We start from the raw sequence: 13,100 nt of genomic DNA, 5'->3' as shown, positions 1-13,100 counted from the left end.
TTATGAGCTAACCACTCGTTTCTTGAAAACAAGCGGGATCAGTGTCACAAGCACGAAAACAATCACAGCAATGACGATGTATGATTTCTTTTCGTGCAGAAAACTCGAGCCCAGAAAACTATAAGCAAACGTTCCTGGAATGATTCCCAGAAGCGTACCGAATAAAAATGCCGAAAAATTCACCTTGGCCACGCCAGCTCCGTAACTAATAAGATCAAACGGAAATAGGGGAATCAGTCGCAGAAGCAAAATATAGATAAAACCCTTCTGCTGCAGTTGCTTTTCAAGTTTGCCCCATTTCTCCTTCGACCTCGTGGAAACCAATTTATTACCCAAGAATCGAGCTAACCAAAAGGATAACACCGCCCCCATCGTTGCGCCAACGATCGTATACACGGTTCCCCACATTGGACCGAAAGCCAATCCGCCAGTCAGTGAAAGAACGGACGCGGGAAACAAAATCAAAGGACGTACCGCGTAAATGAAGATGAACAGTACTGGCGCAGCCCAGCCGAATGATAAAATCCAAGATCTTATGTCATCTGGACCAAGATGCAGAACCTTATAGTTGAGCCACAATAAACCCCCAATTACTACGATGAACAATAATAGCCATGATCGTGGTTTCATTCTAATCTCCTCATGTGTCTTCTATACTTTGTTTATTTATCAAAAACAGCAGTCAAATATAGAATTTGGACTGCTGTTTTTGTTTTACTTATTATTTTTGTTGCAGCATTTGCAGCATTGCGGCGACAACGCCATTATGATTGGATAAATGCGCCGCAGTCGTGAGCATCAGCTCTCCGAAATTTTCGGCTTTTTTGAAGTTCTCTGGTACAGGCTCTTCCAGTCTGTCTTTGAACGTATTGTAAAGATGTTCACGTTGTTCTTTCAATAGATCGATCATCTCATCCCATGCAGGCAGCTGTGCCATTTGCTCTTCTTTCCATTCCGTAGCTTTCGTTCCATAAGAGAAAATATCTTGGTACTTTTGCGGAAGGCTCGTTGGTTGTGCACCAAGAACAAACACATGGAATTCAGTAACCTGAAGTACGTGCCCTAAATGCCAATAAAGACTGGTATTAAACCCTTCAGGGACGACCATGCGTTTGTCCTCTGGACATTTAGCAAGCAGGTTAAGAAAGTTATCGTGCTCAACATTATAAAGGTGGAATACAAAATCTCTTCTCATTTTTCTGATCTCCTTAATTTTACATTTTTTTTATTTTAACCATGAAATTTCAAATGATACCGCAGTTACTGTTTATTAAACAAACTCAGCATAAGCGCCATATCCTCTTTGTTCAAGTTCATTTTTCGGTATAAATTGTAAGGCCGCAGAGTTCATACAGTACCGCAATCCCGTTGGTTTGGGTCCGTCTTTGAACACATCGCCTAGAAAGGAGTCCGCATTACGGCTTCTGACCTGGGTAGTCAACGAAAGAAAACCAGAGCTTTCTTTTAATATAATATTGTTTGGCTCCAAAGGTTTTGTAAAACTAGGCCAGCCCGTGCCTGCATCAAATTTATCCTTCGAGCTGAACAAAGGCTCGCCTGAGACAACATCTACGTAAATACCTTCTTCTTTGTTATCCCAATATTCGTTATTAAACGGCGGCTCATCAATACCATTCTGAGTTACATCGTATTGGCGCTTAGTCAGCATTTTCAGCTTTTCCTCCTTATTAAAATTAAAAACTGTTTTTGCTGTAATTTTCACTTCCCGATCCTTGCCCCAAGTTTTATCCAAAAATTTATCACGACCAGATCCAAGTTCACTTACCTTGTAGCTGATTGGGCTTTTTTTGTAATAATCCTGATGTTCCATTTCGGCTTTGTAAAACGTTGATGCAGATGAAATCTTAGTTACAATCGGTTTATCAAACCTTTTTGATGCTGCTAATGCATCTCTGGATGCCTCAGCCAACTCTTTCTGTTCATTACTATTGTAAAATACAGCGGATTGATATTCATTGCCACGATCAACGAATTGACCGTCTGCATCGGTAGGATCAACGTTTCGCCAGAAAACTTGAAGGAGGTTGTCATACGTAATCTGATTCGGGTTATAACGAACTTCCACTGACTCGAGATGTCCTGTAGTTTCAGAACCCACTTCTGCATAGGTGGGATTTTCCTTATGTCCTCCTGTATAGCCACTTTCAACACGCAAGACACCGTCAAGCTTTTCAAAGGCCTCTTCCATATGCCAGAAACAACCACCAGCAAAAATAGCGGTTTCGTAAGGCGTGCTCGAATTTTCATTAACTGTAGTTATAAGCTCTTGCGCCTTCGCTATTTCTTTTTTGTGAAACGACATGTAAAAGGAATAAACAATAAAGACTAATAGGACACTAGTTAACACAACTAAGTTACTTTTCTTTAATTTCAATTTCTCCTTCACCTCCGTGTACTATTGGGGATCTTTCCTCCCCTCTACTGCGTTTGTTTTTCGCTTATCCTTCTTTATTTTTCTTACACTTGGATTTTAACAAGAAAAGAACGGAAGCAAATCTGTTGAAGGTCATGTATTTACAAAGAAAAAGGCAGAACATATGGTCGCCAAAGCATGATAAATCTCACACTCTATGCCAAAAGTCATGCCCGCCCGAATTATATGGAATGACGAACTGAAAACACCGCGAATTGATTTCTCTGTCCTTTTCTTTCCGTTGGATGGCTACATCGGTTAGATCGTTTAGAGCGGCGACGATTTCCATCTGTTCCGGTCCGAGATTGCCCCATTCGGCCGTGTGCATACCGTATGGTTTCCCAATAACCTGAGACGTAGATCCTCCCTTTTTCTTCAATTTCATGTAAGATACGGTTTAGAGACTCTCCAGCCACAATAAGTGACAAAATGTAAGTTTTTATTCTCAAAATAAGGTTTTCCAACTCAATTTTAGGCATCTTCCGTTGTTCTGAATTCATATGACTAATCCAAATAATGATATCGAGTATCTCAAAATCGGATACCTATACATACAAGAGGTCTATGGGTGCCTTATAAAAGAAACACAAATAGAAACGGTGTACAACTAAAAGGAAAGGAGCTGACGCGTCAGCTCCTTTCCTTTTAATTGTATGATGTATCAAAACTTTAAGTATTTCGCTGTCCACCTTGAGAGTAGCTTCATTGCCGTAAAATCTCCTACCTATCAAAAGGTAAATCAATCACAAAAAATAACCGCCTTCTTTTTTAAGTTAAAGCGGATATTAATCCTTCGGCAATCATGTCAAACCTACTTATATCCCGAAAACTTCTTGCAAGTAATTGCGCACCTTGAAGCGAAGCAAGGAATTGATGGGCTTCCACATCCGCGGCAGCTTCAAAATTTAAATGCCCCTCACGCCGCCCCTGATCCAACACTCGCTCTAGCCAATCTAAATTAGCGGTGAAAAGCTGAGTTAGCCCTTCACGTGACTTGCCTGATAAAGTAGCCAAGTCAGTAGAAATCATCACGCCCAGACAAGTACAATAATCTTGAACAGGGCCACTGTAAAGTAAAGTGAACTTGCGTAGCTTTTCCAAATTGTTCTGTGTTTCGGTATCGATTTGAGCAATTGCAGACATGAAATCTCTGTGATACCGCGAAATCAGCGCTTCTCCTAAATCCTCCTTGTTTGGGAAATGGTAATGAATACTGGCAGTGCGTATCCCTACTTTTTCTGCAATGTGTGCATAGCTAAATCCGTTAAACCCGACATCCTGAACAATCGACTGAGCAGTATCCAAAATAGCCTCTGCTGTATTTTTATTTTTAGTCATATTTTAATTCTACCTTTTAGTAGATAGCGTTGTCAACCTTGAGTACTTCAAAAAGCCGGAAAATTTGGTTAGTTCAAGGACGAGAGAATCCTTCATTAATTCTAGCCGTTTCAAACCTCAAACCTTTATCATTTAGCTTGTTTGAGCTGCTGGTCGGTTCGGCCAATACCCAAAGGCAAGCTAAGCGCCCCCAAGAAGACGATGAAAGCCGCTCCGATTAAAGCGGTGAGGTAGCTGCCATTTTCCGATATCAGAAGACCTCCAATAAGCGGCCCGATAATTTGCCCCAAGCCAAAAAAGGTGGTCAGTAAACCTATAATCTTTCGGTTGTTTTTTGGGTATAAATCCTTGGCAAAAGCGACGGACAGCGTCGTTATCCCCATAAAGGTTACGCCGAACAGAATGGCACCTGCGAATACAGCGGTTGAAGAAGGAATAAGAACCGGAATCGCAATGCCAATGGATTGCAGCAGCATGGCAACGGTCAATGTCCACTTTTTTCCCCATCGAGAGGCAAGCATTGACCAACCGACGCACGAAGGTGTCGCGGCAATACCAACCAGTATCCAACTAATTGATGCAATATTGGGGATGTTAGAAACCGACTTGGCGAAAGCTACAAGATAGGTCCCGGTAACAATGTAACCCAAGCCTTCAAAGCCGTAGGAAATCATCAAACATATCAAGACCCGCCGAAAGGCCGAAGAATGATGGGCGTGGTCATGAGATGGGCTTAACGTCTGCGTGACAATATGCCTCTCCCGCAATGAATACCAGGCTGCCAGACCTAAGATCAGACTGATCAGTCCCAGTCCCTTCCATACTTCGGTCCAATCGCTGTTTCGGGCAAGCAGCGGAACTGAAAGTCCGGTCAGCAGAATGCCCGCTCCCACGCCTCCGTAGAATATTCCGGCTTGGAGCGCCGATAAACGATCCAGTACGATGCTAGAGGCGATGACAAATACGATTGCGCTGGCAAGGCCCGACAAAAACCGGAGTACAAGCCAGGCATCTAGGCTGTGGAACAGGCCCATTCCCCATGTGGTAGCAATACATACGATTAACCCGGAGAACAGCAGCATGGATCGGCTTCTAACCTGGACCAAAGTCAGGACAAACGCACCAATCAAATACCCCAAATAATTGCTTGAAGCCAGATAACCCGCACCCGCGGCGGAGAGCAGATGGTGATCTATCATCATCGGGAGGATAGGAGTAAAGGCGAACCTTCCGATTCCCATAGCCACCATCAATGCTGCTATGCCTCCGAGCAAAACGATCAAAGTCCTTCTCTCCAATCACTTTCCCTCCTATCTCTACTTTCATCTGTTCATTCATTCATTCGTTCATCATACAATGATTCCAGTTATCATGTATAATACAGAATAGTGATATTAAATATCTTAAATTCAGATATCTAAATCTAAATATACAGGAGGTTTATATGGATATTCAATTGCTCAAAGTGTTTTTTACCACGGCGCACGAAGGCAGCATTTCTAAAGCGGCTCATAAATTAAACTTTGCCCAATCCAACGTCACCCATAAGATTCAACAGCTGGAGACCGATTTGCAGACTCAGCTTTTTTACCGCCACAATCGGGGTATTACGCTTACCCCTTCCGGACAAATCCTTGTTTCCTATGCAGAGAAAATATTGCATGTCATTCAAGAAGCCAGATTGGCCGTCGGAGACTCCTCCGTTCCCGCAGGACCGCTTCATATCGGGTCTCTGGAAACAACAGCCGCCGTTCGACTGCCTACGCTGCTTACCAAGTATCATACCGAATATCCGGCGGTCGACTTCTCTTTAATTACCGGTACTTCGGAGCAGCACATTCATGCCGTTCTTCATTATGAGCAGAACGGAGCATTCGTGACCGGTCCCGTCGAACATCCCGATTTGGTTCAGGAAAACGTCATTGATGAGGAGCTGGTTCTTGTCACCTCGGTCTCCCATCCGCCTGTTAATTCCCTCCATGATATGCAGCTGGCTACGCTCCTCGTATTCCACAACGGCTGTTCCTACCGGGCAAAATTAAATCAGCTGCTCCATGATGAAGGTATATTGCCCGTTAAGCTGATGGAATTCGGATCGATTGAAACGATTATTGGTTGTGTAGGTGCCGGCCTCGGCATTGCTCTTCTACCGCGTTCAATCATAGCCGAGTCGGAAAAGCAAGGCCGAATCCGCTGCCATGAGATCCCCGGCAAGCATGCCATCGTCACAACCGTGTTCATCAGGCGCAAAGACGCTTTAATCACGCCCGCATTATCAGCCTTCTTATCGGAGATTCGAGCCCATTTTAGCTAAAGTACTGAATGAGGGCACCGCACCAGATCCTCAGTCTGTCACGGCGGAAGAAAGGTTGGCGCTCATTGAAGGGGCTAGCGAGCTCTGCTCAACGTTCTGAACAAGCCGTTAGAATTTATCTTCGCAGTTATCGAGGGTTGAACACCGAGAATTGGGGTTAGAGTAGACATTTTCTTATATTAGAAAGCTTGAGCAGATCAGGCTTTCTATTTTTTATGTAGGTGGATTTGATCTAGAAGAGGTATTCCCTTCTTAACCACCTGTATACATGTGGTTAAGAAGGGAATACTTGGAGAGAATCTGATCTGAAGGAGAAACGCAAATGAAGCCTGCTGAAAAAATATCGGGAACTCAATTATGTTTGTTAATTTTCTCCTTTATAGCCCCTATCGTCATTCTTATCATACCAGGTTTGGAGTCGAAGTCCTCCAAGCAAGATGCATGGATAACGATTTTTCCTGCTGTCTTGATCGGGTCATTAACGATTTGGGTGATGATCATATTGTCGAATCGCTACCCTGGTCTTTCGATTATACAGTACAGCTCTCAAATCATAGGGAAATGGCCTGCAAAATGCTTAGGTTGTTATTTTATTTATTACTGGATTAGTTATGATTTCGTCGTTCTTAATCAGCACATACAGTTTATTAATACCGTTCTGCTCATGAGAACTCCTGGTATCGTTGTCAGTCTAACGTTGGCACTCTTATGCGGTTTAGCAGCCTATATGGGTATCGAATCTATCGCAAGATCTAATGAGTATATTTCCTTACTCATCTTTGTTTTGTTGCTTCCACTCTTGATACTCATGCTCGCAGAATCTGATTCGGAGCGCATCCTTCCTGTGATGAGTCAAGGAATGGTTCCACTCCTTCAGGCGTCCATTTTCCCAACAGCTTACTTAAGTCAATTTTTTATTTTGGGGTGGCTTCTTCCTTATTTGAATCAACCGAAGAAAGCAACCAAAGTTTCGTTCATCGCATTGTTGCTTATCACAGGTATTCTCTTCATTGCTATTATACCTCTGATTATGATCTTTGGGCCGATAACCGATAATTTGACTTTTCCAGTGTTAGAAGTAATTCGGTATATAGGTATAACAGGAAGTTTTGAACGCTTGGAAGCTTTAGGGGTGGCTATATGGGTTATGGGTTGCTTTGTAAAAGATGCTCTCATCTGCTTTATTATATGTCTAAGTGTAAGCCATTTTTTTAATATTAGAAATTACAGGGACTTTGTATTCCCTGTAACACTTTTGGGAGCGATAGGATCGGTTTCGGTTTTTAAATTTTATTCCACCGATTTGACTACTCTTCTTAAATATTCTTATCCAAGTTATGCCATTTTCACACAATTCATTTTACCCCTTACACTTCTAATGATTGATACGATAAAGAGGCGCTGGAAGAAGTCAGTTGTTTAGATTTCATTGTTTTAAAAAGATTTTTCCGATGGGCTCAAAAATGAATCTCACAGGAGCTGTTGTGTTAATATGAACATGGGCAAGTAATAAAGAACCTAGAATCATACATAATCCCATCAAACAACTATATATAACAGCTACTTTAGGCTGTTTTTTATTTAGAAACATCTGAACTTTATAGTAAGACCAACCCAACGTGAAAATAACAAAAGTTGATATTTGCAGGACCATTATTATTCGGACTCCTTCTCGAAGGAAGAATGTACCATTCCCTCTCCTTTAATTATCAGGTTAACTTCAACCGATATATCTGCCTCTGGAAACCGAGTATCCCATTGGTTTTTCAAAAATGCCCACTTTTCAGGGTTATGCTTATAAATTTCTTGGCCAAAGCCCACGCTATCCACTTTATATTTCTTTTGGATTTTAAATATAACATCTTGGACTAGTTTCTTGGATGCATCTTCCAGCGCTTTTGTTATTAGCTTCAAATTCTTTGGTTCGTTAATATCCAGACCGGAATTATTCTCGACCAAACTTCCTTGAGCTTCCAGTTGAATTTTAAATTGTACAGAATCATGCCCAGTCTGCGTAATGATCTTGCGGTCAGCATGGGTTATCATCATCCCAACTTCCCCATTACCTTTGGGTAAATTTGCCGTGATTCGACCGAACTTTAGCTTGTCCGTCATCCACATCAGACCCAATGTTTCATTTATATCTAATAAACCGGAAAGTTTTAAATCTTTAAAAACGCCGGCGCCCGCTAATCTAAATAGTTGCTTATGTGGATCTTTGGAGTGGATTTCGGATTCAATTACCCCCACGACGGGATGAACCCCCTCACTTTCAGATGAAATAAAAAAATCCTTCAATGTTACTGCTAAATCATCTCCCGAATTTTCCATTTCCCTCACTGCTTCAATAGGCACTTGCTTTAAAGGATAATTTATTTGCAAAATATTCTGCCCTTCATTCCCTTTAACAACCATGATATAAGTCTTTAAGCGATTTCTTGGGTCGTGCGTAAAGATATCCAATACACCTTGAATTCCATGCTTAGCTAAACGTTCACTAATAAACACAATGCTGCGATGAGAGTAGAACAAATGGCGTGAGCTTTTCTTCTGAAGTTTTTGATGAATTTCATTTCCACTTTTTCCCTCTGCGGATATAACGTAAAATTTATCTTTGCTGCCGCCCCCTCCGCCACTCATTCCTCCTTCCGTAGATGGCGTTGCGATTTGAAGGGAACAGAGCATGTTGCCGTCGTCCGTCAGGTCCATCGCAGTACCCGTGACAAATGCAAGATCATTCATTTCCATACGATCCCAACAACCGCTAATAAAGACAAATACGAGAAGAATCATATATTTTAGTCTTCTCATCGCTTAACCCCCGATCGAAATTTCGCCCAAATCGGTATCCTTATCAAAACATCCTTCAAGCCGGTCAACTTAAATGGAGAGACTGGAGAAAAATAAAGAACCCCGAAGGAACGAAGGGAAGTCACGTGTAATATAATGCCTATCAATCCTAGAACAATACCGTAGAGGCCCAGTGTCCCCGCTAAGAATAACATTGGAAAACGAAGTAATCGGATCCCATTTCCAAAGCTATAGCGAGGAATCGTAAACGCCGAAATGCCAGTGATGGACACGATAATGACGACTGGAGCAGATATTAATCCCGCTTGAACCGATGACTGGCCAATAACTAAACCTCCAACGATACTTATGGTTGGGCCTATCTGTTTAGGCAGACGATTTCCGGCTTCCCGCAGGGCTTCAAATATGACTTCCATAAGTAAAGCTTCAATCACCGCGGGAAAGGGAACGGCTTCCCTCGAGGCAGCAATACTCAACACAAGATTAGTGGGTATCATTTCCTGATGGAAGGTCGTAATAGCTACATACAGCGGAGGTGCAAATATCGCTAAATTGATAAAGAGGAATCGAATCCATCGAACAAAGGTAGCGACTGGCCAACGACTATAGTAATCTTCACTTGCCTGAAGTCCTGTCCAGAACGTCATCGGAACAATAAGGACAAATGGGGTAGTATCCACAAGAATGGCAACTTTTCCTTCAAGTAATTCAGCAGCCACCACATCTGGACGTTCTGTGCTGTGAACTTGGGGAAATGGTGAATACGGTTGATCCTCAATAAATTCTTCGATATACGCCGATTCGAGTACACCGTCCACTTGTATGGAATTCAATCTTGTTCTAACCTCGTCAACTAATGTTTCCCGCACAATACCTTTTAGGTACGTAATGGCAATTCGAGTCTTGGACAGCTCTCCTAGGGTAATATATTCTACCTTTAATTTGGATGTTTTGAGTCTGGTACGTATCAGACTTATATTTGTTGAAATCTGCTCAATGAAGCCGTCCCTTGGGCCGCGTATAACCGGCTCGGATGAAGCTTCTTCAATACTTCTTTTGGATGAACCGGGAATTGAGACCGTTATCACATTGCTGCTACCTGTAATTAGAATGGCGGCATAACCCTCTAATAGGTTACGAATGGTTTCCGATACTTTTGTAGAGCTGTTCGTGGTTCCAACGGAGATCATCTCACTTTTAAGATCTCCTGCTTCCTTCGGAAATTTATCATTTGTTATGCTCGTGAGCATTGGTTTAATTACATGCTCATCAAGCATTTTTGTATCAATCAAGTTATCTATGTAAACAATGAGCCCTTGAAGGTTATGATTACCTTCGATCCTTCGGTATTCCAAGTCAGAACAATCCTGGAATGTTTCTCTTAAAATCTTTTCGTTTTGCTCGATATCCGATGTAAACTCATGATTATTGTCTTCCTCCAGGTTATTGCTTTTCATTGAGGGAAGGTTTTCATAATTATTGAATGTATCTTTACCTCTTATAAACCATCTCATGAAAACTCCTCCTGATTGACACAGTCACTGCTATTATTCCAAATAGAGTAAGACATATACGATGAATAAAGACGCCCCTTATAAAAACCAAACCCAGTGCCGTGTCGGCACTGGGTTCGATAAAAAAGATATTAAAGTGATTACTTCATCTTAGCAGCAAGCTGCTGGCGATATTCCAACACAGGTAGTCCGCCCCAACCCCAATTCTCGGTATCAACCTCTTCGATAACTACGAAGGTAGATTCTAACGGCTTGTTCAGAACATTGAGCAGAACCTCGCTGACCCCTTTGATGAGCGCCGCCTTTTCTTCGGCTGTGACAGACTGACTATCTGGTGTGGTACCCTCACGGGTCACTTGGATCGTAACGATCGGCATAATAATTCTCCCCTATTCGGAATGATATGTTTAGTTATTATTGTCTTAAAAGAATCGTTTGCGCCTGAATGATAGTTTCCTGCACGATACTCTCTGCACTTTGGCCAGAAGTAAGCATCCGCAAACCTTGTCCTGCCCACAAAGACATATAATCGGGATTATTTTGCTTGGCAGCAGCATTTCTAATATCCCTTGTCGCAGTATTTTGAGTAGGGAACGGAAGCGGCTCTACTCGGCTCTTCTCCCAAGTTTCGATAAATTCGTTAGTAACCCCTCTGGCCGGACGACCGGAAAACACGTTCGTGATCACTGTGCTCTCCTCGGTGCTGGCAAGCAGTTTTTGCCGATACGAGATATGCGCTCCTGATTCAACCGCAGTCAGGAAGCGCGTTCCCATCTGCACACCCTGTGCCCCAAGTGCAAGGGCGGCGACAAGCCCGCGGCCATCCATAATCCCTCCTGCCGCAATGACCGGAACATGAACACGGTCAACAATTTGCGGTACTAGGGCCATTGTGCCAATATTAGCCCCCATGGGACGATTGGAGATGTCAAATGTCCCACGGTGCCCCCCGGCCTCGCTGCCCTGAGCCACAATAGCGTCGCATCCCGCCTGTTCAGCAAGGAGCGCTTCATTGACCGTCGTCACCATTGTGACAATTCGAATGCCGGCCGCTTTGGCTTGCTCAGTCATATGTGCAGGAAGAACGCCAAACGCCGTGCTGACAACCGGGACCTTTTCCTCCAACACAACGGTGAATTGTTGCTCGAAATGATCTGGCGTTCGCACGGCTTCTCCCGCGACCAGCGGTAGCCCGAATTTATTTCGCATATCATTCAGTTCCCGTTGAACTTCTTCAGTTCTCCTATTGTCATCGGTAGCCTGAATAGCAAATAAATTCACTCCAAAGGGAGCGTTCGTTAACTTACGAATGTCTCGAATCGCACTGCGGATCGCTTCGGGCTCCATATATGCGGCTCCTAGTGTGCCAAGCCCACCCGCATTGGATACGGCCGCAGTCAAGCTGACCGTTCCAGGTCCACCTGCCATGCCAGCTAAGAAGATTGGGTAGCGAATATTGAAAATGCGACAAAGTTCTGTGTCAAGTTTCATATTCATCTTCCTCCCCTCACTTCCATCCCTCATCCTTGTAGGATAGTGTTTTGGCTTTTAATCGATTTGGAAGAAAGGTGCTTTTTTCATATAGATAATATCGATTTTCTCATGTAGGGGGCCGTTTCGTTCAGTTCTTTCCTTAAGCTCCAGCCATTCTGAATCATCCAGAAAAGCTTGGAAGTTCTGTTCACGGGATGCCGCGTCCTGATGCTCAAGTACGTAATACAACCGATCCTTTGATTCGTCCACATCTATCCAAAAATTAGTTACCTTCATGTCATGCTTAGCAAAAATTCTTATCGTATCATCCCGAAATCGATCCAGTATCGCTTGCATGCGGCCGGGAACAACTTGGTAAATCCGCAGTTCATACAGCATAAACGCCATCCTCCTTTTCTTAATTCAGTATTTGTCCCCATTCCAAAGATTATTTACGGCTTACCACTGTCCGGCATTTTGACCGCCATCGACATGAAGAATCTCTCCAGTCACGAATTGTGCGGATTCTAGATACACAATGGCATTAACAATATCCTGAACCTCGCCCATTCGGCCCAATGGGTGCAATTTAGCCAAAAAGTCGTGTGTCTCAACCGAATGCATCGGCGTCTTAATAACCCCTGGTGCGACTGCGTTCACACGAATGCCCTTGTCCGCATACTCAATCGCCAGCGATTTCGTTGCCGCATTCAAGCCCCCTTTGGTCAATGCGGTAAGTACGGCTGGCATGACTTTAAGAGACTGCTCTGCGCCTCCGCTTGCTGTGATGTTGACGATATGACCGGAACCCGCCTTCAACATCTCGGTCAGCGCACGCTGAGTAACTTGGAAGAATCCTACCACATTGATGGACAGTATCGATTCAAAATCCTCTTCAGTGAAGTCCGTGAATGATTTCCCTATAAAAATACCGGCACTGTTCACCAGTGTGTCGATACGTCCAAAACGCGAAAGTGCTTCGCCGATTAAGCGTTCAGCTATTTGGGGATCTGAAATATCACCGGCAACATATGCGACACGCGCGCCTGTCGGATCCATCTCTTTTGCAGCCTCTACCAGCGCTTGTTCGCGGCGCCCACTGATGACTACATTGGCTCCTCGTTTCACCAATTCAATTGCCACTGCTTTTCCAATACCGCTGCTTCCACCTGTAATTACTGCTACTTTACCTTGAAATTTCATTTTATCATTCTCC

Annotated in this window: 14 protein-coding genes; 2 read left to right on the top strand and 12 right to left on the bottom strand. The window is 43.4% G+C overall.

The window, feature by feature from the left end; all coding sequences use genetic code 11:
- The 6 genes from ASG85_RS17580 to ASG85_RS17555 form a co-directional block, all read right to left on the bottom strand.
- On the bottom strand, positions 1–630 hold the full coding sequence (locus tag ASG85_RS17580; RefSeq protein WP_060647269.1) for a TVP38/TMEM64 family protein: 630 nt from the start codon (positions 628–630) through the stop codon (positions 1–3).
- A gap of 91 nt (positions 631–721) precedes the next feature.
- A complete protein-coding gene (locus ASG85_RS17575; RefSeq protein WP_060647267.1) occupies positions 722–1,195 on the bottom strand; it encodes a DinB family protein in 474 nt (157 codons plus the stop codon).
- A gap of 75 nt (positions 1,196–1,270) precedes the next feature.
- Complete coding sequence (gene msrA, locus ASG85_RS17570) at positions 1,271–2,395, bottom strand: peptide-methionine (S)-S-oxide reductase MsrA (RefSeq protein ID WP_060647331.1); 1,125 nt, start codon at positions 2,393–2,395, stop codon at positions 1,271–1,273.
- A gap of 187 nt (positions 2,396–2,582) precedes the next feature.
- Positions 2,583–2,762, bottom strand: a complete 180-nt coding sequence (locus ASG85_RS17565; RefSeq protein WP_235550158.1) for a hypothetical protein — start codon at positions 2,760–2,762, stop codon at positions 2,583–2,585.
- A gap of 440 nt (positions 2,763–3,202) precedes the next feature.
- A complete protein-coding gene (locus tag ASG85_RS17560) occupies positions 3,203–3,772 on the bottom strand; it encodes a TetR/AcrR family transcriptional regulator (RefSeq protein ID WP_060647263.1) in 570 nt (189 codons plus the stop codon).
- A gap of 128 nt (positions 3,773–3,900) precedes the next feature.
- Positions 3,901–5,070, bottom strand: a complete 1,170-nt coding sequence (locus ASG85_RS17555) for a YbfB/YjiJ family MFS transporter (protein WP_060647261.1) — start codon at positions 5,068–5,070, stop codon at positions 3,901–3,903.
- Between the two features lie 146 nt (positions 5,071–5,216).
- Between ASG85_RS17555 and ASG85_RS17550 the strand changes: the two genes are divergently transcribed.
- Both ASG85_RS17550 and ASG85_RS17545 read left to right on the top strand, forming a co-directional pair.
- Positions 5,217–6,086 carry a LysR family transcriptional regulator gene (locus tag ASG85_RS17550; protein WP_060647260.1) on the top strand — a complete coding sequence of 290 codons (870 nt, stop codon included), beginning with the start codon at positions 5,217–5,219 and terminating at the stop codon, positions 6,084–6,086.
- A 322-nt stretch (positions 6,087–6,408) separates the two neighbouring features.
- Entirely contained in the window at positions 6,409–7,509 is a 1,101-nt protein-coding gene (locus tag ASG85_RS17545; protein WP_060647258.1) for a GerAB/ArcD/ProY family transporter, read from the top strand.
- Between the two features lie 233 nt (positions 7,510–7,742).
- On the opposite strand, the gene ASG85_RS17535 is transcribed toward ASG85_RS17545, so the two are convergent.
- The 6 genes from ASG85_RS17535 to ASG85_RS17510 all read right to left on the bottom strand — a co-directional run bounded on the left by ASG85_RS17535 (position 7,743) and on the right by ASG85_RS17510 (position 13,087).
- Complete coding sequence (locus ASG85_RS17535) at positions 7,743–8,897, bottom strand: Ger(x)C family spore germination protein (RefSeq protein WP_057302189.1); 1,155 nt, start codon at positions 8,895–8,897, stop codon at positions 7,743–7,745.
- The gene (locus ASG85_RS17530) at positions 8,894–10,411 is read right to left on the bottom strand and encodes a spore germination protein (RefSeq protein ID WP_060647257.1); all 1,518 of its coding nucleotides are present in this window, start codon (positions 10,409–10,411) and stop codon (positions 8,894–8,896) included. Before ASG85_RS17530 ends, ASG85_RS17535 begins: the two co-directional genes overlap by 4 nt.
- Positions 10,412–10,551: 140 nt before the next feature.
- On the bottom strand, positions 10,552–10,788 hold the full coding sequence (locus ASG85_RS17525) for a tautomerase family protein (protein ID WP_060647253.1): 237 nt from the start codon (positions 10,786–10,788) through the stop codon (positions 10,552–10,554).
- Between the two features lie 37 nt (positions 10,789–10,825).
- Positions 10,826–11,908 (bottom strand): NAD(P)H-dependent flavin oxidoreductase, encoded by a 1,083-nt coding sequence (locus ASG85_RS17520; protein WP_060647252.1) that lies wholly within the window; start codon positions 11,906–11,908, stop codon positions 10,826–10,828.
- 51 nt (positions 11,909–11,959) lie between these two features.
- Complete coding sequence (locus ASG85_RS17515) at positions 11,960–12,283, bottom strand: NIPSNAP family protein (protein WP_060647251.1); 324 nt, start codon at positions 12,281–12,283, stop codon at positions 11,960–11,962.
- Between the two features lie 60 nt (positions 12,284–12,343).
- A complete protein-coding gene (locus tag ASG85_RS17510; RefSeq protein ID WP_060647250.1) occupies positions 12,344–13,087 on the bottom strand; it encodes an SDR family NAD(P)-dependent oxidoreductase in 744 nt (247 codons plus the stop codon).
- Positions 13,088–13,100 lie beyond the last annotated feature (13 nt).

The organism is Paenibacillus sp. Soil724D2 (assembly GCF_001427935.1).
Lineage (GTDB): Bacteria > Bacillota > Bacilli > Paenibacillales > NBRC-103111 > Paenibacillus_E.
The sequence above is the reverse complement of the archived record's forward strand: the minus strand, read 5'-3'. Positions and strand labels throughout refer to the sequence as shown.